This is a genomic window from Paraburkholderia lebeckiae (genome assembly GCF_050436225.1).
Classification (GTDB): Bacteria; Pseudomonadota; Gammaproteobacteria; order Burkholderiales; family Burkholderiaceae; genus Paraburkholderia; species Paraburkholderia tuberum.
Map to the genome: position 1 here is coordinate 2,250,307 of NZ_JBNDLU010000002.1, position 21,296 is coordinate 2,271,602.

The window sequence follows — 21,296 nt, forward strand, 5'->3', positions numbered from 1 at the left end:
TATTTTGATTGGACTACTGATTTTCTTTATTAAAATCCGGATGAGCCTGTTTCGATCCAGCCCAAACCGATGAAAGTCGCGGGCGCGCCGGGGCATCCGCGTACCGCATGTCCGCCGACACTGAGACCCCTCGACCCTCTCCCGCCTGGGTGCCAGACCGTCGAATGTGTGCCGTCCACCGGCACGACTGCCCTGCCCGGCCATGACCGAAGCGCCGTTCAGCAGCCGCCCGTGCGCTGCACCGGAGCTGCGTGCAATCGAGGATCTGCCGCGACGCCTGCGCGTCGGCCATCAGGCCGCTGCTGAACGGCGTGTCGATCGAGCAGGCCGCGACGGTGCTCACGCAGATGCCGGGGTCGGCCCACGTATGCGCGAGCTAGCGCGCGAACTGCGCGATCTTGCCGTTACTCGCGCCGCACGCGGGCCGGTCCCTGCTGCCGATGCACGTCGACGCCACATTGACGATACGGCTGCCTTGTGGGCCGACGCCGATTTCGTTGACCAGGATGTCGAGCTTCGTCGGCGGGGCCATCGCGCGCTTCAGTGTGTCGCTGCCGGCAAACGTCGAGCCTCAGCGCGACGACCGATGCACCCGCTTTCCGCCAAGCGCGGGTCGGGCGCGCGCAGATGCCAGACGCGCCGCGTCACGACGACCGTTCTTCCTTCAGACGTCCACCGACGACTCATGCTTGATACTCGCGCTGATCTGTGCGCGATGGACAGTCAGGTGCGCGGGGGAAATCAGAATCTTGATCTGCGTGCGATCCGCGAGCAGTGCGTCGAAACCGTCGGCCACCGCAGCCTCGAGCGACACGATGCGTGTGACGATCGACGTGAGATCGAGCGCGCCCGACGCGACGATGCGCAGCAGGTCTTCGTACGCGTGCCGATAACCGACGCTTGCCGTCAAGGTCAGCTCATCGTTGACCGCGCGGAATGCGTCGAAGCCGGCGTGCGGCATGAGACCGACCATCACGAGGCGACCGCCCTTGCGCAGCGCCTGCATGGCCGCTTCGAACGTGGCCGGCAGGCCAGCCGCTTCGAAACTCGCATCGACGCCGAGCCCCCCTGTAGCGGCGCGAATCGCGGCGCGCAGTGCTGGCCCGTCGAGCGTGCGTGTATCGAAGGTGTGCGTCGCGCCGAAGCGCGCGGCCGCGGCGAGCCGCTCAGGCGACACGTCGATCGCCACGATCGTCGTCGCGCCCTGCAGCTTCGCGAGCATGATCAGCAACAAGCCGATCGGCCCGAGCCCGAACACCGCGCAGGTCTCGCCGAGCCGGAGTTCACCGCGCCGCAGCGCATGCAGCGCTACAGCGGCCGGCTCGGTCACTGCTGCCTGTTCGAGACTCACGCCGTCGGGCAGGCGGTGCAACATGTACGCTGGCACGACCGCGAAGTCGGCCATCCCGCCGTCGCCCATCAGCCCGGCGAACCCCATCGACACGCACAGGTTGTACGATCCGGAGCGGCAGTACGCGCACTGGTGACAGCGATACTCCGGCTCGACCGCGACGCGGTCGCCCGTGGTCAGCGTCGTGACGCCCGCGCCAACCTCAACGACGGTGCCGCAGAACTCGTGACCGAGCGTCAGCGGCGCGTTGCGGCCGGACAGGGGATGCGGCGTGTCTACGGGAATCGCATGCGGGCCGTCCTCATATTCGTGCAGGTCGCTGCCGCAGATCCCGCAATAGGCGACCGCGATGCGAACGTCACCCGGGCCGACGAGCGGCGTGTCGATTTGCACGAGACGGACATCGCGCGGGCCGTGCCATTGAAGTGCACGCATGTCATCGTCCTCCGACTTTCTGCGTATTGAGATGGCTCGCGGCGGCGCCGACGAGCGCGCGCTTGCGCAGCACAGCGGGCGCGGTTTCGACGACACCGAACGACAGTACGCACGCGAGGATCGCGCCGGCCGCCGATGTCCACATCGCGAACTGCAGGCCGTACTGGTCGGCCGCGAAGCCCGCGACGGTCGGCGCGACGAAGCCGCCGATCAGTTCGCCTGCGCCCATGATCAGCCCGAGCGCGCTGGCGATCGCGCGAGGCGGGACGGTCTCGGCCGGGATCGTGGCCATGAACAGCGTGAAGCAGCCGAGGCCCGTGTACGTGGCGAACACCAGCGCGCCGAGCGCCCACACCGAATCGACTTGGATCATCACGATCGGACAGACGGCGGCGATCAGCGCGAACACGATCATCGTCGGCTTGCGGCCAATGCGGTCGGAGATCGCCGGCACTGCAAAGCCCCAGAACACCCACGCGGCACCGAGGCAGGTCATCACAAAGCCCATGTCGGACGCGGACAGGTGGCGGTTGCTGACCAGGAAGGTCGGCGCGAAAGAGATGACCACGACGAACCACGTTAGGAAGCAGCAGCTGATCAGCATGCAGAGCAGGATGTTGCGTTCCTTCAGCAGCGCCCAGCGGCTGACGGCCGCGCCGCCTGCCGGATGCTCTGCAGCGCCGTCGGCCTGCGCGTGCCGCACGCCGCCGGTCGGTACTTCGCGCACCCAGCGCCAGAGGCAGAACGCGATCAGGAAGCCCGGGATGCACGATACGTAGAACGCCTCGCGCCAGCCGTACGCGGTCGCGATGCCGATCACGACCGGCGGGCCGATCATCGCGCCGAGCAGGCCGGCGGCCGAGCCTTGCAGCAGGCCCATGTTCAGCCCGCGGCGGCTCGGCGTCGAACTCTCGACCATCAGCGATTGCGACAGCGGCAGCACCGGGCCTTCGGCGATGCCCATCAGCGCGCGAAACGCGATCAGGCTCGCGAAGCCGCCGACGAGCCCCGACAGCGCCGAGCATACGGAAAAACCGAGCACGGCCGCGATCAGCAGCGGTTTGCGCGTGCCGCGCGCGTCGGACCACGCGCCTGCCGCGGCGCCCGACAGCGCCCACGTGAGCGCGAGCGCGGACGACACCATGCCGAGCTGCGTGTTCGTCAGGTGCAGTTCGGCCGACATGAACGGGAACAGGAACGACAGCGCGAGGCGGTCGAAGAAGACAAAGCCGAACGTCATGAACAGGATCAGCAGCAGCCTGTTCTCGTACGACCATGCGTGTTTGGGGGAAGAGTGGGATGTCATGGCCGGCCTCCTCGCGCGTCAGCGGAACAGCTTCTCGATCGCTTGCGCGCCGAGGCCGACCTTCTCGTAATGCGCCTTGCACATCGCGATGTACGAATGCACGTCGAAGTAGCCGTCGGGGTTGCCTTCGTCGTCGAGCCAGATCAGCGGCCCCGTGACGATGAAGAACGCGCGCATCGGTTCCGGGTGGTCGAACGCAACGAGCGTGTGGCCTTCGCCCGGCGTCTCGTACACGAAATCGCCGCGCGTCGCCGTCCATTCGTGCTCCAGGTAGCCCCATTTGCCGGACAGCGTGTATGCGAACACCTCGTGCGGGTGATAGTGCCGGTTCACGAGCCCGGCCTCCTTCGCCACCAGAATGTCGCACCACTTGTTCTGGGACGGCGAGATCCACAGCGGACGCGACGAAACCGTTTCGGTAAACGGAACGTAATAGCGCTCGTCTTCGGTGGCTGCGTTCTGGATGTAGGCTTCCGGCAGTGCATCGGGCTTGAACGGATTGGCAATCGCCGGGATGTTTTGCCAGAATTCGGATATGGCTTTGTCGACCACGGTATGTCTCCTTATAGATTGGTGTCGTGGGGTCGACTTTATCCAGATCGTGCTCGCCGCTCTTGACCGCGATGGACGAATTGCTTGCTCGAGCGAGACATTGCGGCGCACAAATCGCTGCGTGAACCATTCCTAAATCATGCCGCTCGGTGCGACAGGCGCCAGCAGGAGGCAACATGGTCAGTTCCACCGTTTTTTTGTGTACGCAAGGTTCGACGGCCGACGTACCGGCGTGCGAGCGGATGGCGTACTGGGAGGCACTATGCTCAACCACACTGGTCGGCCTGCGCTGCTCCTCTTTGTCGCCTGGCGGTTTAGAGGTCGAAAAGACCGGCATCGCAATGCCGGGCCTCGGCATCGCCGATATCAGGGGACAGGACCACGTGATCGAGCGCAACCCGGCGCTGGTGCGCCAGATGCCGAAGGAATCGGTGTTTGCTTGCCAGCTTCTTCAGGGTCGCGCGTATTTCATCCAGCGCGACCGGTGCCTGCTCGCGGAGGCTGGCGACATCGTCGTCTACGACACGCGTATTCCGTACCTGTTCGGATTCCTAACGCCAATGCGGCAGTTGCTGATCGACGTGCCAATCGCGACGCTCGACAACCGGTTGGAGTCGGGCCTGGACCAACTGCCGCTGAAGATCGCACCGCGTGCTGGCAGCGGCGCGATGCTCGGCAAGACACTGCATGCAACCGTCGAGCGTTTTATGGGTAATCCGGTGGACTCCGAAGTCGCGCGGTTCTGCCAGTACGCGCGCACACTGCTCGCATCAATCATCGAAGTGGAACTGCATGGCGCGAGTACGTCGCGCGCCTCGCTGTCGTACCTGCTGACGGCAAAGCAGTACATCGCGACCCGTCTGGCTGAACCCGGGCTCACACCGCAGGCCGTGGCCGATGCGGTCGGATTGTCGCTGCGGCATCTGGGCCGGCTCTTCGCTGCCGACGGGGAATCGATCATGCAGCATATCTGGGAGGAGCGCGTTTCGCGGGCGTACCGGGAGCTCGTGGACCCACGCCTGCGCAAGGCAACCGTCGGCGAAATCGCGTTCCGCTGGGGGTTTTCGAGCCAGGCGCATTTCAGCCGCGCGATCCGCGAACGATACGGCGCGGCGCCGGTCGTGCTGCGTGAGGCGGCACGCTTCTGACCATCGGTCGCCGTACTGCACCGACTCGTCAAGTGTTCAGATTGGTACGTCAGCGCTTCGCAATTCCAGCTGAACTCGTACTTAGACCAAGGCGCGCAACGAACAGCGACGGCCCTCGCCCGCGACCGGTGAAGCAGGTAACAGGCGGTCGACGCGCAGTTCGCGCGGCTAAAGGAAACGCGCTCCGGATATGTCCAGCGTTGTCATCCTTCCGGTTGATACCGCCGTGAGGCGACGCTCGATATTGTCTTCGAATGGCCGCATCGGAGCGCGCAACGCAAGGATGCATTCGTTAGACGATAAGAGGAGTTCATTTGATGTCTTCCCAACCTCCGTTCATTCAGGTGGGCGCGCTTGCCGAGAGTTTCGCGCCCAACAGTCACAGCCTTGCCCCACGGGCGGACCTCGAAGGCCGTACGCTGGCTCTGGGGTTCGACGACGGCACCCACGAAACGCTGATTTTCGATGCGGACGGCCGTGTCCGCTCGAGATCCGGTGCGCACGCTTGCCGCGTGACTTCGCTGCGCGACGGCATCTTTCTGATTGACTACGTTGGGGGCGGGGACGGCGGGTGCCCTTCGACGACTAGCGTCGTCGCCGATCTGCGACTGGGGCTTTGCACCGTCGTCACCGGGCGTCTGCCCGACGAAGACCAAACGCGCGTCGCTGCATTCACGCGCGTCGAACGAGGCTTGCCGCTCACCGGCGTGGATGTGCGGATTCGACACGGCCGAATCGAGGTCAAAGGCGCGAACCGGGACGCACCGCTGCATCGGCCGACCGTTGAACTCGTCGGCATGCGTAACCTGTACACGTACAGCAAGACCGAGCGCTACGAGCATATCTATCTGAACGCGGATTTCTATGCATGGCACTGCCTGTCCGGAGCGAAGTCCGGTCTGGCGGATGTCGATCGCTGCCATACGGTCGGCATAGCCGACAAGCTATATCTGTTCGTCTGGTGCGAAAAAATCATTCCAACACTCGGCGTTCTGCTGATCGATCTGGAACAGATGAAGACCGACGGCAAGGTCTTTGGTTACGAGAGCGGTCATTTCGATTCCCTGTCGAATTTTCCCGTCGGTGCATTCGCCCAGGTGCTCAACGTAACGACGCATCCTGAATAAGCGGGGCCGCGCGATCGCAAAGCGTCGCGTCCCGACATCTTTCCCGCTCGCCATACGTTCGACCAGCCGCCGCATTGCCGATCCGTGCTAACGCGTTTCTGCTCGCGCCGCTAGGATTGTCGGCGGAGCACGAACTGGGGGGGCCGGCATGTCGACCATACTTCGCGATGTCACAGGTAGCGCTGGAAATCCCGCGGGCGCAGACGTAGGAACCGCGCCTGCCGCCTTCGTGCATGCGCTGGAGGCGAGCGTCACGGCGCTCGCGCGCCTGAGTCGGCCAACCGCGACGGCTTTCTACTGGATCGGCGCGGACCAGGAGCCGTCAGGGTTCGAACTGTTTGGCGTGGCAGAGTCGATGCACCGGACCTACCTGCAGCGCTACAGCCGGCTCGATCCGCTGCATCCTTCGCGTATCGCGGCTGAGCCATGCAACGTAGTGTCGCTCGCCAGCGAGCTGCCGCTGCCATTGCGCGAGCGCTCGGTCTATTGGCAGCGCTTCCTGAATCCGCACAGGGTGGTCGACGTGATCGAGGTGCTGGTGCGCGACGGCAGCCAGCCCGTGGCCGCGTTTTCGTTGCTGCGCATGATGCCCGCCGGTCCTTTCTCCAATGAGGAATTCACCCGCGTGCAGGCCGTCCAGCCCCTGCTCGAAGTTGGATTGTTGCCGTCGGTGAAAGACCGACGACCGTTGCGCGCGCGTGCCGCCGATGGCGCTGGACTCACACATCGGGAACAGCAGATCGCCCGACTCGTCCGGGATGGCCTGTCGAACAAGGCGATAGCACGCACCCTCGCGCTGGGCCAGCCGACTGTTAAAACGCATCTGTTACGCATGTTCCGCAAGCTCGACGTGTCGAGCCGGACGGAGCTCGTTGGCGCGCTGTTCTTTTAATGAGAAAGCTGAATGTAATTTCGAACCGCCATCATTGAGACGACAGTCCGAGTTCGCCAGGTCAGTCAGAACGCGTCGGGTTTCGCAGGAGAGGACAATGGAATTTCGCAGCACCACCCTTGCCGATGCCCACGACTTGTCGCACGCGGTCCCCGGTTGGGAGCAGGCTTACCGCCAGATCACCCCCGGTCGCTTCGAGGGCACGCTATTTCAGGCGAATGGTCCCGGCTTCCAGTTCTACTGCGAGGCCACCAACCGGCGCGTCGCGCAGACGGGCGTCTCGCCGACGGGCCTCTGGTCGATAGGTGTTCCGCTCTATGCGCCGATGCACGGCACGTTTCAGGGACAGGCAGTCGACGGCTATGCGATCATGGCGCTCGGCGAGAGGGAGGAGTTTCAGCTCTATACTCCGGAGTCGATGCATTACGTCGTCGTCAGCCTGCCGGCCGGGATCATGGAGGAACTCGTCGGCATCACGGCTGGCGACGCGGCCGTGCGCCAGCTCAGGAAGCATGTGCTGCCGGTGTCGGGTGAAAGCGTGGCCGTTCTGCGCGCGGGCCTCGCGCGCTATTTCGAAGCCGGCGAGAGCAACCCGGCCGGCCTCGTCGAACCATCGGTGACGCAGTTCTTTCAGGACGAAGTCGTGAGCCTGATGCTGGGCCTTCTCGACTCTGCGGCGGACGCGACGCGCGATTTCACGCATAGCACTTACAGCGACATCGTGCGGCGCTGCGAGCGGCTCGTGCACGACCAGGCCGACCGGCCGCTCACGGTGCTAGACCTGTGCCGTCGCCTGCGCTGCTGCCGCCGCACGCTCCAGACGAGCTTCCATCGGGTCGCAAACGTCACCCCCGTCGAGTACTTACGGTCGATCCGCCTCAACGCGGTACGACAACTTCTGCGCTCGACCGCTTCAGCTGAACTGCTGATCGGTGACGCGGCCGCCCGCTGGGGATTTACGCACCTGAGCTGTTTCGCACGCGAATACCGAGAACTCTTCGGCGAGTTGCCGTCGCAAACGCCCAGGAAATGCTGAAGCGAGGGCGCCGCGCATGCCGGTGACGCAAGCGCATTTGTTGCAGTTCGTAGTTGACGCACATGCTGTTCATAGAATCGCTAGCGTCCCCATTAACTCTGCTAACGCAGGCGCGTCGATGGAAAAGCCGTGAGAACCGAGCGGCGGCAGACCATCGGGCGCATCTCAGCAAAGCAGGCGGAGTTCGGAGGTATAGGGTTGCGACGTGGCATAGGTGGATGCTTGTCCCCAACGTCGAAAACTGCGTTTTGTCCTGAAAACAGGGCTAAAGTTGACTAGTCCAGCACAGCGAAAGGATCCCCGCCGCGTGCACAACATATGTTGGAGATCGCTAATTCTGCTAGCGGTGCCCGTCAGGGCGCTAATGCTGTCCGTTAATTATGCTAGCGTGGCTCTCTGATCGAAGGCGGACACTCCGCCCGGAACGACTAACTGGGCGCAGCATGACACTTCGGTTGTCGAGGTCCACATACCACCTTGGTTAGGTAGCCGATGTAAATCAGAAAGTCCCACACATGACGGCGTTTTCGTTCGCCTCGGTAGATCGGCATTCCCTAGCATCGAAATACATTACCTTCCGTAGTCTCGTTGCTGTCGCCTGTAACTCGCGTATCTGTCGCCTCCTTCGGCAGTCACATTAGCCGAATTAGAGGACACTCTGGTCAACGGCTATGCGTCCATCTTGCCGGCTGGTATCGCGACGTTGGCCAAGGCGCCGAAGCAGCAACTGATGGTCGCGCACGACGCGATAGACGCGCTTGGCGTTCACGCACGGATCACCAGTCATTTCGTGACTACGTCGCAGCAGTGTCCAGACTTTCCGATACCCATACGTCAGCAACACTGCCACATGCTCGTGGATTGCAGCGACCGTTCCGAATCGTCGGTATGCCGGGCGCGGCACCCATCCTGCCAGTCCCGAGAGCGCGTTTTTTTGACTGCGAGAGCAGAGCGCGCCACGCCGAGAACATCACAGACCGTTTTCATTGGTCGTCCCCCGGCCAGTCGTCTCATCTTCACCCCGGTTTCCTTTTGATACACCAGAAAAAACGGTGATCTTCGCTGGTGCTCGGACCGCTTTGAATTCTGTCGTAGATGACGGCTCGCCGTTGTGCGTGACGTTTGCGCTGGACTGCCACGACCGGGAAGCCATCAGCTGGGCAGCGACTACTGGCGGCCATAGCGGCGATGTCGTGCGTGATGTGATGCTCGCAGCGGTGGAGCAACGCTTCGGCACGACCGGGACAGGTGCGCGCATCGAATTGCTCTCGGACAACGGCTCCGCTTACATCGACCACGCACGCGCAGCTTTGCTCGTGAGCTGGGTCTGGAGCGTTGACTACACCCGTTCGATCGCTGCAGAGTAACGGCATGGCCGAGTCGTTCGTGAAGACCATCAAGCACGATTACATTGTTCTGCACAAGCCTGATGTGCCAACAGCGCTCTCGCATCTGGCATCTGGAAAGAGGCATTCCGTTTTCCATCGAGAAGCCGTGCGGAACTTCTAGCGACGACGTACGGCGCGTCGCGGCAGCAGCGCGCAGCGCAAGTGCATTCGTATAGGGCTTTTCACTTTAGGCTCAATTGCATGCGCGTATCACTCGAAGCGCTAACTGCGCTGCCACTGTCGGATTTTGAAAGTGTTCAGTTTCGCATCATCGCGGGAAGCCCGCTCCGATTCCTCGATTCGTCACCTTGGCTGATCGACCCTGTCGCAGCTGGCGGAGGCTGCATGATGAACCTAGCACATCATGCGATTGATTTTGTCCTCAGCATTAACGGGTCCGCTGTTGTCGAAGTCGAGGCGGCCGTGTCGAATGCGGCACTAAGTCTTTTGGTCGAAGATACCGCAACGCTGAACTTGCGAACGGAGGACGGTTCGCTCAGCGTGATTGAAACGGGATACACCCGTCCGGCCGAGGCGGATTTTCGTAAATGTTTCCGTGCGGGAGACCGTGCGCCGCGCCCGTGATGCCGAAGGATCGTGTCGCATATCTGCGCGACAGCCACGAATCAATCCTCTTACCAAGACCAACGGCGTCACCGGTTCTGGACTTTTACTTACCTTAACGCTGTCGAACGGCGTTGAACCCAAGGCGCGGCTAAGATTCCTGTTAGTCGCAACGGACAACGACCGAAATCAGTTCTTCACTATCGATCAGTTGCAGATTGATCGCCCGCACCGGTCTGCCCCATCGACCAACCAGGAACTTCTAGATGCCTCTCTCGCCTGAACAGACAGACCCTGTCGCCATCGCCAACGAGTTGGAGCGACGGAAGAGGCTTGCCTTGTCCACAAGGCTTCAGATTGTCGGGAAGATGTCCGCCGTGCTGGCGATATCGTCGTTGCTCCTGTCCGCCTGCGTGCCGCTTGCACCTTTCCCGCCGCCTCCGCCCCCGCCACCACCGGTCGTGCCTCTCCTGGTCCCCTTGGCGCCGGGGCCCGGTCCTGCGCACTTCTGAGTCAATGGCCAGCGAGCGTCGACGCTACGTGGTCTGCGCCGCATATTGAGGTGGCGTGTGCATAACCTGCCCGTGTCGTTGACGCAGACCTGCGACGTGAGCGTTTGTCACCGGCACATTGCCTTCGGCCGGACGAGGACAGCAGAGGGAATGGATGGAAGGTACTGACGACGTACATCTTTCGCACGCGCTACGTCGGTCGGCCTTCGCCCGCCGGTAGAGAATTCGCCCTGTTCCGGGGCAGTCGTGCGGCATCAGCGATCAAACTCTTTCATGTGCATCGGCTACGTCCACAGGCAGGCGCCGGACTGCGGAGTGTTGATTTGCACGGAATGCTGACCCAAGGGTGGTGCTGCGACGGTCCGCACGACCGCCCGGGAGCCGATGCACGAGAGAAAGTCGACGATGAAATTCCAGCGGTTGTGGCCTCGCTCTTTTATCGCGACGCAGGCTTGCTTGGCGCCGCCATGCTCGGCAAACGTGCTATCACAAGGAGACCACCACCCGGTCGCGGCGTGGCTCGGATATCGCCACCGTGCAGCGCTAGTGCTCGCCGGGCGATGGCCAGCCCCAGACCGGTGCCGGGCACTGACCGCATCGCAGCATCGCGCTGGTACGACTCGAGGCGCCGGAACGGTTCAAAGATCTCTTCGCACGATTCCACAGGTACGCCCGGGCCTCTGTCGCCCACGCTGATTTCGAGCCACCCGGCTCCGTCGCCTGCCCCTTGAGACGATTTAAATGTGCGCGCGCGAACCTCCACGGTTGTATGAGGGGCGGTGTACTTGATGGCATTGCGCACGACGTTCTCGAAAGCGCGGTAAAGCGGTTCTCCGACGACCTCCGCCACAAAAGTGTCTGGCGCGTCCAATTTCACCGCGCAGCTGCGCGCCTGCGCCTCGAACGCTGCGTCCTGCACGATGTCGGCCAGCAGTTCGATGATATCCAAGCGTTCGCGCGCCGGGTTCATGGCGCCCGCCTCCAGTTTATGCAGAGTCAGAAGCTCTTCAATGAACTGGTCCAGCAGCTCCGCTTCCCGCGCAATGCGCTCGCCCATCGCCGTTGCTGATTCGGGCTCTTGTTGCATGAGCCCGATCGCAGCCTGGATGCGCGCTAACGGTGACCGTAGCTCGTGCGACACGTCATGAAAGAGCTGACGCTGCTGCATCGCGGCCTGCTGGAGACGCGCGGCCATGTCGTCAAACTCGCGTGCCAGATCGGCGAACTCATCGCGGCGGGAGCCGAGTGCGGGCGAGACACGGACTTCGAAGCGCGCCCCCGCCGCGTCGCGCAGCGCCTGGCTCAGATGACGCAACGGTTTGGACAGATACCAGGCGAGCGCGAAGGCCACTGGCAGCGCCACCGCGGCCCCCGACAGCACGGGGATGCGCAGATCCGAGGGCATCGCACTGGGCGGGGGCGGGTTATGTCCAGTCAAGTACAGATAGAAACCGGCGCACGCGAATGCCGCCACCATGGCGAGCCAAAGCAGAACGAAACATCTCCAGAACAGGCGTCCGAGCGGCAGTTGCATGGTTCAGTCCGTCAGAAGCTGGTAGCCCATGCCGCGCACGCTGACGATCCACGGCTGCCCGTCGGGGCGTTGGCCCAGCTTCTGGCGGATGCTGCTGAGGTGTACGTCGATGCGCCGGTCGAAGCGTGCCAGCGGCCGGTCGAAAGCTTGCAGCGAGATATCCTCCTTGCTGACCAGCTTCCCGGCGTGACGGACCAGAATTTCGAGCAGGCTGAACTCCGTGCCGGTCAATTCGAGCGGATTTCCTTGCCAGGTGGCGCGCCGGCTGGAAGGCCACAGCATGAGCGGTCCGGCGTGGACCGGGTTGCTGGAGCCCGCCGTACTCGTGCCGGACGCACGGCGCAGGATGGCCCGCAGCCGCGCGACGAGTTCGCCGGGCGTACAAGGCTTCGGGACATAGTCGTCGGCGCCAAGATTGAGGCCGGAGATGCGGTCTATCTCGTCGCCGCGGGCCGTCAGCATCAGCACCGGCACGCGGCTGGCCGAGCGAATGCGGCGCAGCGCCTCGATGCCCGATAGGCGCGGCATCATGACGTCGAGCACCACGATGGCGAAGCCCCCGGACAGTGCGCGTGCCACACCGGCCTCCCCGTCGTGCGCGACTTCGGCGGCAAAGCCTTCGTGGGCAAGATACTGCACCAGCATGCCGGTCAGTTCGGCGTCGTCGTCGATCAGCAGCACCGACGTCATGGAGGTTCGATCGAGGTTCATCATGAAGCCAGTATGGCGCAGCCGGTATGGCACGAGAAAGCCTTTCCCGCCGAATTTTACGCAACTTAACCTGGCCATACCGCGCTAGATCATGCGCTCCGGACAATAGCGCTCGTCGGCCCGAAGCGGGCAAGGGAGCGTGCATTGAATGAAGTGGAGCAAAACCGGCGCCACCGCGCATGGCTGGCCGCCGTCACGGGCAGCCTTGTGTTGTGCGCCTGCGCATTGCAGCCGCCTTACCAGGCGCCACGGGTGGCCGCAGCCATTGGCTGGCAGGCCGAACTGCCGCATGGCGCAAGCGTCGAGAACCTGGTTGATTGGTGGCGCCGCTTCGATGACCCGGCGGTTGCAGAACTGATCCGCACGGCCGAGGCCGACAGCCCGACGCTCGCGAAGGCCGTGGCCCAGATCAACGAAGCGCGCGCCACGCTGGCTTCCAGCAGCGCTGATGCGTGGCCCGCATTGACCGGCAGCGGGTCGGTCATGCGGGATAAGTCCGTCATGGCTTTGGGCAATACCAGCCTCACGAGCCTGACGACCACGCGCAGCGGCACGCTCGACGCCTCCTGGGAAATCGACCTGTTCGGCAAGGTGCGCTCAGGCCGTGAATCGTCGCAAGCGCAACTGGAAGCGCGCGTCGACGACTGGCATGACGCGCGCGTTTCGCTGGCTGCCGAGGTTGCCGACGATTACGTGCAGTACCGGGCATGCCGCCAGCTTGCGCGCGCGTATGACCAGTCCGCGGCGTCGTACGCGCAGACCGAGAAATCAACGCTTGCGGCGGTCCACGCCGGCATGACGCCCTCCTCGGACGGCTATCTCGCGCAAGCCAGCACGGCCAGCGCAAACGCAACAGCCACGCAGCAGCACGTCGCGTGCGAAGAACTGATCAAGTCGCTGGTGGAGCTCACAGGTGACGGCGAGCAGGCACTGCGCGACATCGTCGACCGGCCGGAAGCGCCGGATCTGCCCCGGCCGGCCGCATTCCGTGTGCAGACCGCCCCCGCCGACCTCATCCGCCAACGGCCCGATCTGGCATCGTCCGAGCGCGCGCTGGCCGCCGCCTATGCCGCCATCGGGCAAGCCCGCGCCGATCGTTTCCCAAGTCTCTCGTTGTCCGGCTCGGTTGGGCTCTCGGCCACCAGTCTGACTGCCCCCATGTCCACCTGGTCGTTCGGGCCAAGCCTGTCGGTTCCGTTGTTCGATGCGGGCAAGCGCAAGGCTGCCGTGGATTCGGCGCAGGCCAGCTATGACACGCAACTCGCGGCCTATCGCCGTGCGGTACGTACGGCGATCAAGGAGGTCGAGGTGGCACTCGCCGACCTGGATGGAGCCGCACGCCGTAGCGACGATGCGCGCCGCGCTGCCGAACAATACCGCCGCTATGAGAGCGCCGTGGAAACCAGCTGGCGCGCCGGCTTCGACACGCTGCTGACGCTGGAACAGGCGCGCCGCTCCCTGACCGGCGCAGACATCACGAACATCGAACTGCAGCGCGACCGCATCCGCAGCTGGATCGCGCTCTACAAGGCCCTGGGCGGTGGCTGGCAGGGCAATGATGCGGTGATCTCGGCTGGCCATCCCGCGCCCACTACACCTGCCACCTTGCAAGGAATCACACAGTGAAGCTGAGTCCCCCTAAGGCCGCATTGGCAGCCTTGATCATCGTTGCCGGAGCAGCCGCCTGGCGGCTGACACCTGGATTGCGAGCCCACGCCGAGACGCAAACGCCACCCGCCGCACTCACCGTCAGCCTGGTCGAACCGCAGTACCTGCCATGGCCTGACACCATTGAGGCCAATGGCAGCACGGCGGCCTGGCAGGAAGCGGTGATCGGTGCCGAGACAGGCAGCTTGCGCATTACCGAATTGCTCGTCGATGTAGGTAGTGAGGTCAAGCGCGGCCAGATGCTCGCGCGGCTCGCCGATGCAACGGCAACAGCGGACGTGCGCAAGCAGGAGGCCGCAGTTACGCAGGCACGCGCCAATCTGGAGCAGGCCGAGGCCGACGTGAAGCGTTCCAGGCTGGCCGCCGACAGCGGTGCCCTATCGACGCAGAAGCTGGATGAATACCGCATCACAGAAACCGTCGACCGCGCCACGTTGGCTTCGGCCGAAGCCGACTTGCAAAACAGGCGTATCGCCCTGTCGCAAACGCGCATCGTCGCGGTAGACGATGGCATCATTTCGTCGCGCGCGGCGCTGCTTGGCAACGTGGTAGGGGCAGGCACCGAGCTGTTCCGACTCATTCGCGAAGGGCGAATCGAATGGCAGGCTGAGGTCGATGCACAGCAGTTGGCGCGTATTCGCGCAGGGCAGTCAGCGCGCGTGACGTTGCCGGACGGAAAAGTGGTCGACGGCAAGGTCCGGCTAGTCTCACCCACGCTGTCGACCAACACCGGCCGGGCCATCGTCTACGTTGCACTGAACGGACACGGCGCCCAACCCGGCATGTTCGCCAGCGGCACCATCGAACTGGATACGGCACAGGTATGGACGCTGCCGGAATCGGCGCTGGTGCCGCGCGACGGCCGCACCGATGTGTACGTGCTGAATCCCGACGGCGCGACTGTCGCTCGGCGCACCGTGGTAGCGGGACGCCATCGCGACGGCCGCTGCGAAATTATCTCGGGGCTCGAATTCGGTACGCGCGTGGTAGCCAGCGGCGGCGGCTTCCTGTCTGAAGGCGCGCTGGTGAAGGTGGTGCAGCACAAGGGGCTCGCCGGCATCGCTGCAGCAGCTGGCATGGCACAAGGAGGAGTTCTATGAACATCTCTTCCTGGTCGATCCGCAATCCCGTGCCAGCGGTGCTGTGCTTTATTCTGCTGACTGTCTTCGGCCTGGTCGGCTTTCACAAGCTGCAGGTGCAGGATTTTCCTGAGATGGATCTGCCGACCATCAACGTCTCCGCATTGCTGGAAGGCGCGGCCCCGTCGCAACTGGAAAACGAGGTGGCCCGCAAGATTGAGGACAAACTAACCTCGCTGTCGCAACTCGACCACATCACGACGAAGATTACCGACGGGGCCGTGAGCATCAGCGTCACGTTCAAGCTGGAAAAAGATCCGCAGGCCGCGCTCAGCGAGGTGCGCAATGCTGTGGACAGCGCGCGTGCCGAACTGCCAGGCGAGATGGCCGCCCCTACGGTGTCGAAAGTCGACACCGCGGGCGCCGCTCTGCTCACTTACACGGCCCGTTCCGGGGTGCTCGATGACCAGGACCTGTCCTGGCTCGTCGACGACGATCTGGCCAAGGCACTGCTCTCCGTTAAAGGGGTTTCCAAGGTTGAGCGCATCGGCGGCGTCGACCGAGAGGTGCGTATAGACCTCAATCCTGCGCTGATGTCAGGTCTTGGCCTGACGGCGGAAACGGTCTCGGACCAGCTCAAGTCGATGCAGCGCGAACGCTCGGGCGGCCAAGGCGACATCGGCGGCCAGCGGCAAGCGGCGCGCACGCTGACGGGCGTCGGCACTGTCCAGGACCTGGCCGCGCTGACCATCGCCGCTGGCGACGGTCGGCGCGTGCGCCTCGATCAGATCGCTCGTGTCAGCGATGGCGCCGCGGACCGCACGACATACGCGTACCTGAACGGCGTGCCGGTCATCGGCGTGCAGATCACCCGCTCGAAGGGCAACTCCGACGTAACCGTTCTGCACGACGTGCGGCGCGCCGCAGCGGCGTTCGCCGCCGCGCACCCGCAAGTACGCCTCGCCGAGGCGAGCAATACGGTGACGCCAGTCGAAGAGAACTATGAAGGCTCCATGAGCATGCTGATCGAGGGAGCGCTGCTTGCCATCGCGGTCGTCTGGTGGTTCCTGCGCAATGGCCGGGCCACGGTGGTTTCTGCGGCGGCACTGCCCCTCTCGATCGTCCCGACGTTCGGCTTCATGTACCTGGCCGGCTATTCGCTGAATACGGTGACGCTGCTCGCGCTCTCGCTCGTGGTCGGCGTTCTTGTCGACGACGCGATCGTCGAAATCGAGAACATCGAGCGCCATCTCCGCATGGGGAAATCCCCGTTCAGAGCCGCGATGGAAGCCGCCGACGAGATTGGCCTCGCCGTCGTCGCGACGACGCTGAGCCTCGTGGCCGTGTTCCTGCCGACCGCGTTCATGACCGGAATCCCTGGGCTGATCTTTCGGCAGTTCGGCGTGACGGCATCGGTGGCCGTGGTGATCTCGCTGCTAGTCGCGCGCCTGCTCACCCCCATGATGGCCGCCTATCTGATGAAGGCAGCCAGTCATACCGGGCACGACGGCCCGCTGATGACACGCTATCTGCGCTGGGTTCGCACGTGTCTCGACAAGCGAAGCCGCACGATGACGGCCGTCGGCGCTTTCCTGCTGCTCTCCTTTGCGATGGTTGCCGCGTTGAAGACGGGCTTCTTTCCGCTGCAGGATAAGTCGCAGACACAGGTGAAGCTCGAACTGGCGCCTGGCAGCACGCTGGAATCGAGTCGTGCCACCGTCCTTCGGGCCGAAGCGCTCACCCGCAAACTGCCCGAGGTACAAGGCGTCTTTGCCTCCGTGGGTCGCGCCAGCGGCAGCGGTGATCCGATCGAGGGCGCCAGCAGCACGCCCGACGCGCGCAGCTCGACACTGATCGTCGACCTGGTCCCGCGCAGCGAACGGAGCCGAAAGCAGCCAGCGGTGGAGGACGCGATTCGCGCGCAGTTGCGCGAGTTACCGGGTGTGCGGGTATCGGTGAACAACGGCGGCAACGGTGAAATGCTGCAAATCACGCTGGCTGGCAGCGATCCGGCTTCGCTGGAGGCAGCGGCGGCCGAACTGGAAAAGCAACTGCGAACGCTGCATGGCATTGGCAACGTCACGTCCAGTGCAGCACTACAACGACCTGAAGTGCAATTTCGGATAGACGCGGCACGTGCCGCCGCCCTGGGCGTGACTGCCGAGTCCGCGGCGAACGCCCTACGCATCGGTACCTACGGCGACTACTCCACGACGCTGCCCAAGCTGAATCTCCCCGCACGGCAGATTGCCATACGTGCCCGTCTCGATCCAGCGTTGCGGCAGAATCTGGACGCCATTGGTCAGTTGCGAGTGGCAGGCAGCCATGGGAGCGTGACGTTGGCCTCGGTCGGCTCGCTGTCTATCGGCAGCGGTCCGTCGCAGATCGACCGGATAGACCGGGATCGCAACATCACATTGTCCGTCGAACTCAATGGGCGCACGCTCGGCGAAGTCAGCGACGAAGCACAGCATTTGCCGGCGCTTCAACATATGCCACCCAACGTCCACCAGGTGCAAGGAGGTGAAACCGAGCACATGGGCGAGCTGTTCGGCAGCTTTGGCCTTGCCATGGCAATCGGCATCTTCTGCGTCTACGCGGTACTCGTGCTCCTGTTTCACGATTTCCTGCAGCCGGTCACCATCCTGTGCGCGTTGCCGCTATCGATCGGCGGAGCGATGCTCTCGCTGCTGACTACCCGCATGAGTTTTTCCATGCCGGCGCTGATCGGACTGCTGATGCTGATGGGCATCGTGACCAAGAACTCGATCCTGCTGGTCGAGTACGCCGTGATTGCACGGCGCGAGCGCGGCATGAGCCGGCTGCAGGCGTTGACGGACGCCTGCCACAAGCGCGCCCGACCCATTGTGATGACGACCATCGCGATGGGCGCCGGCATGCTGCCCAACGCGCTTGGACTAGGGGCGGAGCCCAGCTTCCGCCAGCCGATGGCAATCGTTGTGATCGGAGGCTTGCTCGCTTCCACCTTTCTGAGCCTGATCGTGATTCCGGTCGGATATACGTTTGTGGACGATTTCGAACAGTGGCTGCGCTGCCGGTTCAGGCGCATCGCAAGAACGGAAGATGCCAGCTTCGCCGAAGATACAGCATCCTGATGAAAACTTATCCTCACCTGGTCGTTTGCAGCGAATGCGATACAGTCTACCGCCGTCCCTCGCTGACACGGGGCGAGACGGCGCGCTGCAACGAATGTCACGCGACGTTAGATCGCGCAAGCCATCTGAACGTCGATCACTGGCTGGCCCTGACGGTAGCCGCGGCCATCGTGTACGTGATCGCCAATGCTTGTCCGGTGATTCGAATCGGGCTGCGCAGCCAGCATAACGAAGCGACGATCTGGCAGTCCGTGGCGGCGCTGGAGCACGGTGCGGCTGCGCCCATCGCAGTACCGGCCGCGATGTCGGTGATCGGGGTGCCGTTTTTGCAGATCGCGCTGCTCGCATGGGTGCTGGCCTACGCGCGGTCCGGCCGCCGCGCCCCGGGGTTCGCCGCGGCGATGAGGCTGCTTGTCGCGTTACGGCCGTGGAGCATGGTCGAGGTTGCGTTGGTTGGCATTCTCGTAGCCCTCGTCAAGCTCTCGGGCTTTATGGAGGTCACGCCAGGTGCCGGCGCATGGGCCATGGCGGCATTGATGACGTTGATCACGCTGGTCACTCATCGTGACATCGAGCAGCTGTGGGATCTGACAGAAGGCGGTGCGCGAGCATGAGTCCACACCCTCGCGCACAAGAACTAGGCGTGCTCGGTTGCCATGCATGTGGCCTGGTCTGCGAAGCACCGGCCGATGGCAACGAACCGGCACGGTGTTCGCGCTGCTGCGCCTGGCTGCATCGCCGGCGACCCGACAGCATCGCGCGCTCCTTCGCGTTCCTGCTGGCGGGAATCATTTTCTACCTCCCCGCCAACGCCATGCCGGTGATGTACACAACCAGGCTGGGCCGTGGTAGCGACAGCACCATACTGCAAGGCGTCTTCGCGTTCTGGACGTCCGGCTCCTACGGGATCGCACTGGTGATCTTCATCGCCAGCGTGGCCGTGCCCTGCGCGAAGTTCCTGAGCCTCGGCCTGCTGCTTCTCACTGCCCGGCAAGGCAGCCACTGGGCACGCCACGAGCGCGCCAGGCTTTATCGCATGATCGAGCTGATCGGCTACTGGTCGATGCTCGACGTGCTCGTGGTGGCGATCGTCGCCGCACTGGTCAAGTTTCATGCGCTGGCCGACGTCGAGCCGCGCGCAGGCATTCTCTTTTTTGGCGGCATGGTGATCCTGACCATGCTTTCAGCCATGCAATTCGATCCCCGCTTGATCTGGGACGGTAAGAAGCCATGAACGACATCCGTGAGCAAAAGCCCGAGCCGAGCCTGCCCGTGGTAATCCGGCGTCGCCGACGCGTTTCCCTCGTCTGGCTGGTGCCGATCATCGCCACGATGATCGGTTTTTCGCTACTGCTCCATACGTGGTTGTCGACGGGACCGACGATCTCCATCTCCTTCCAGACCGCGACCGGGCTGGACGCCGGCAAGACGCCGGTGAAATACAAAGACGTGACGGTCGGGACAGTGACCTCCATCTCCTTGAGCGAGGACGGCTCGCACGTGATCGCAGCCGTCTCGCTGAATAAGAGCGCTGAAAGCTTGGTACGCGCCGATACGCGCTTCTGGGTGGTACGCCCTCGCATCGGACTCGGCGGCGTATCAGGCATCGATACGCTGCTGTCTGGCGCCTACATTGGCATGGACAAGGGTACCTCACAGCAGTCCGGCCGGATTTTCACGGGACTCGAGACCCCACCGACCGTCATTAACAGCATGCCCGGCAAAAGCTTCATGATCCATGCCGACGACCTCGGCTCCCTCGATATTGGCTCCCCGGTCTATTTTCGCCGTATCCAGGTAGGCCGCGTCGCGTCCTACCGGCTGGGAGCCGATGGTCGCGGTGTCGACCTCCACGTTTTCGTCAATTCGCCCTACGACCGCTTCGTCACGACAGGCACGCGCTTCTGGAACGCGAGCGGTGTCGACGTTTCGCTAGGCGCCGACGGCCTGAAGCTCAACACCCAGTCGATGGCTACCGTCATGGCGGGCGGCATCGCCTTTGCCACACCGCCCGACGGCAGGCAGGATCCCGCTCCGGCCACGCCCCCCTTCGAGCTGGCCAAGGACGAACAGACCGCGATGGCGCCGCCAGACGGTCCGGGCCAGACCATACAGTTGCGCTTCGAACAGTCCCTGCGTGGTCTCGCAGTGGGCGCGCCCGTGGAATTCTCGGGACTGAACATCGGTCAGGTGGTGTCGATGCGGCTCGATTACGACGCCGCCAAACATCGTTTCCCTTCGGTCGTCGGCATCGTCGTGTATCCGAGCCGCCTAGGGAGCGTGCTCGAGCAACTGCCGACTTACGGCGGCGATTCCGAGCAGCAGGCGGCCCAGTTTCTCGCCGGCATGGTCCAACACGGCTTGCGCGCCCAGGCCCGCTCCGGAAACCTGCTCACCGGCCAGCTCTATATCTCGCTTGAATTTGTGCCCAACGCGTCAGCGGCCGCCTTTGACATTCACGCTCGCCCACTGACGCTTCCCACCGTAAGTGGAAGCTTCGACCACATGCAGGAACAAATCGCCGGCATCGTCACCAAGATCGACAAGATTCCGCTGGATTCCATCGGCCGCCGCCTCGACGCTTCACTGGCAGGGTTGCAGGAGACGCTACAACACGTCAATGGACAGATTCTGCCAGCCGCAGCGCAGACCTTGCAGCAAACGAATCAGGCGCTTGGATCGGTGCAAAGCACGTTCGCTGCCGACGCGCCATTGCAGCAGAGCCTTCTACAGTCATTGCAGGATCTGCAGCGTACCGCCGGTTCACTGCGCACTCTCGCCGACATGCTCGGCCGTCATCCCGAAGCGCTACTGCGCGGAATGCCGGGCGATTCGCGACCCACCTCGAACGCCAATCCGGCATCAACGGGAAACTGA

General features: G+C 63.6%; 18 protein-coding genes and 2 pseudogenes. 13 read left to right on the top strand and 7 right to left on the bottom strand.

Translation table 11 applies throughout. From position 1 onward, the window contains the following. Window positions 1–251 precede the first annotated feature (251 nt). Window positions 252–380, top strand: coding sequence for a hypothetical protein (locus OKW45_RS25005; protein ID WP_429471735.1), 129 nt, complete (start codon window positions 252–254; stop codon window positions 378–380). Here the strand turns inward: OKW45_RS25005 and OKW45_RS25010 are convergent. The 4 genes from OKW45_RS25010 to OKW45_RS25025 form a co-directional block, all read right to left on the bottom strand. Continuing rightward, window positions 377–532: a hypothetical protein gene (locus OKW45_RS25010; RefSeq protein WP_018418438.1), complete on the bottom strand. Its 156-nt coding sequence runs from the start codon at window positions 530–532 to the stop codon at window positions 377–379. The genes OKW45_RS25005 and OKW45_RS25010 overlap by 4 nt on opposite strands. Window positions 533–664: 132 nt before the next feature. Beyond that, window positions 665–1,786, bottom strand: a complete 1,122-nt coding sequence (locus OKW45_RS25015) for a 2,3-butanediol dehydrogenase (protein ID WP_429471737.1) — start codon at window positions 1,784–1,786, stop codon at window positions 665–667. Window position 1,787: 1 nt separating this feature from the next. After that, window positions 1,788–3,092 (bottom strand): MFS transporter, encoded by a 1,305-nt coding sequence (locus OKW45_RS25020; protein WP_429471739.1) that lies wholly within the window; start codon window positions 3,090–3,092, stop codon window positions 1,788–1,790. Window positions 3,093–3,110: 18 nt separating this feature from the next. After that, window positions 3,111–3,644: a 2,4'-dihydroxyacetophenone dioxygenase family protein gene (locus OKW45_RS25025; protein WP_018418441.1), complete on the bottom strand. Its 534-nt coding sequence runs from the start codon at window positions 3,642–3,644 to the stop codon at window positions 3,111–3,113. A gap of 176 nt (window positions 3,645–3,820) precedes the next feature. Between OKW45_RS25025 and OKW45_RS25030 the strand changes: the two genes are divergently transcribed. From OKW45_RS25030 to OKW45_RS25045, 4 genes are all read left to right on the top strand, one after another. Beyond that, window positions 3,821–4,792 carry a helix-turn-helix domain-containing protein gene (locus OKW45_RS25030; RefSeq protein ID WP_429471741.1) on the top strand — a complete coding sequence of 324 codons (972 nt, stop codon included), beginning with the start codon at window positions 3,821–3,823 and terminating at the stop codon, window positions 4,790–4,792. 317 nt (window positions 4,793–5,109) lie between these two features. Then, on the top strand, window positions 5,110–5,919 hold the full coding sequence (locus OKW45_RS25035) for a MoaF C-terminal domain-containing protein (RefSeq protein WP_429471743.1): 810 nt from the start codon (window positions 5,110–5,112) through the stop codon (window positions 5,917–5,919). A gap of 148 nt (window positions 5,920–6,067) precedes the next feature. Next, the gene (locus OKW45_RS25040; protein ID WP_018418444.1) at window positions 6,068–6,811 is read left to right on the top strand and encodes a helix-turn-helix transcriptional regulator; all 744 of its coding nucleotides are present in this window, start codon (window positions 6,068–6,070) and stop codon (window positions 6,809–6,811) included. 97 nt (window positions 6,812–6,908) lie between these two features. Continuing rightward, on the top strand, window positions 6,909–7,847 hold the full coding sequence (locus OKW45_RS25045; protein ID WP_429471745.1) for a helix-turn-helix domain-containing protein: 939 nt from the start codon (window positions 6,909–6,911) through the stop codon (window positions 7,845–7,847). A 655-nt stretch (window positions 7,848–8,502) separates the two neighbouring features. On the opposite strand, the pseudogene OKW45_RS25050 reads toward OKW45_RS25045, so the two are convergent. Further along, window positions 8,503–8,849, bottom strand: a pseudogene (locus tag OKW45_RS25050) (IS3 family transposase); the annotation flags it as partial. A 58-nt stretch (window positions 8,850–8,907) separates the two neighbouring features. On the opposite strand from OKW45_RS25050, the pseudogene OKW45_RS25055 reads away from it, so the two are divergent. Then, window positions 8,908–9,320, top strand: a pseudogene (locus OKW45_RS25055) (DDE-type integrase/transposase/recombinase); the annotation flags it as partial. Between the two features lie 116 nt (window positions 9,321–9,436). Beyond that, window positions 9,437–9,820: a Gfo/Idh/MocA family protein gene (locus OKW45_RS25060; RefSeq protein ID WP_429471747.1), complete on the top strand. Its 384-nt coding sequence runs from the start codon at window positions 9,437–9,439 to the stop codon at window positions 9,818–9,820. A 927-nt stretch (window positions 9,821–10,747) separates the two neighbouring features. Here OKW45_RS25060 and OKW45_RS25065 read toward each other — a convergent pair. Both OKW45_RS25065 and OKW45_RS25070 read right to left on the bottom strand, forming a co-directional pair. Next, window positions 10,748–11,845: a HAMP domain-containing sensor histidine kinase gene (locus OKW45_RS25065; RefSeq protein ID WP_429471749.1), complete on the bottom strand. Its 1,098-nt coding sequence runs from the start codon at window positions 11,843–11,845 to the stop codon at window positions 10,748–10,750. A 3-nt stretch (window positions 11,846–11,848) separates the two neighbouring features. After that, a complete protein-coding gene (locus OKW45_RS25070; RefSeq protein WP_429471751.1) occupies window positions 11,849–12,535 on the bottom strand; it encodes a response regulator in 687 nt (228 codons plus the stop codon). A 174-nt stretch (window positions 12,536–12,709) separates the two neighbouring features. Between OKW45_RS25070 and OKW45_RS25075 the strand changes: the two genes are divergently transcribed. From OKW45_RS25075 to OKW45_RS25100, 6 genes are read left to right on the top strand one after another with little or no spacing between them, the layout of a single operon-like run. Beyond that, window positions 12,710–14,182 (top strand): efflux transporter outer membrane subunit, encoded by a 1,473-nt coding sequence (locus OKW45_RS25075; RefSeq protein ID WP_429473352.1) that lies wholly within the window; start codon window positions 12,710–12,712, stop codon window positions 14,180–14,182. Continuing rightward, a complete protein-coding gene (locus OKW45_RS25080; RefSeq protein ID WP_429471753.1) occupies window positions 14,179–15,324 on the top strand; it encodes an efflux RND transporter periplasmic adaptor subunit in 1,146 nt (381 codons plus the stop codon). Before OKW45_RS25075 ends, OKW45_RS25080 begins: the two co-directional genes overlap by 4 nt. Beyond that, window positions 15,321–18,419, top strand: coding sequence for an efflux RND transporter permease subunit (locus OKW45_RS25085; protein ID WP_429471756.1), 3,099 nt, complete (start codon window positions 15,321–15,323; stop codon window positions 18,417–18,419). The genes OKW45_RS25080 and OKW45_RS25085 overlap by 4 nt, the downstream gene beginning before the upstream one ends. After that, window positions 18,347–19,033: a paraquat-inducible protein A gene (locus tag OKW45_RS25090; RefSeq protein WP_239498996.1), complete on the top strand. Its 687-nt coding sequence runs from the start codon at window positions 18,347–18,349 to the stop codon at window positions 19,031–19,033. Before OKW45_RS25085 ends, OKW45_RS25090 begins: the two co-directional genes overlap by 73 nt. Continuing rightward, window positions 19,030–19,653 carry a paraquat-inducible protein A gene (locus tag OKW45_RS25095; RefSeq protein ID WP_026225463.1) on the top strand — a complete coding sequence of 208 codons (624 nt, stop codon included), beginning with the start codon at window positions 19,030–19,032 and terminating at the stop codon, window positions 19,651–19,653. Before OKW45_RS25090 ends, OKW45_RS25095 begins: the two co-directional genes overlap by 4 nt. Then, on the top strand, window positions 19,650–21,296 hold the full coding sequence (locus OKW45_RS25100) for a PqiB family protein (RefSeq protein WP_429471758.1): 1,647 nt from the start codon (window positions 19,650–19,652) through the stop codon (window positions 21,294–21,296). Before OKW45_RS25095 ends, OKW45_RS25100 begins: the two co-directional genes overlap by 4 nt.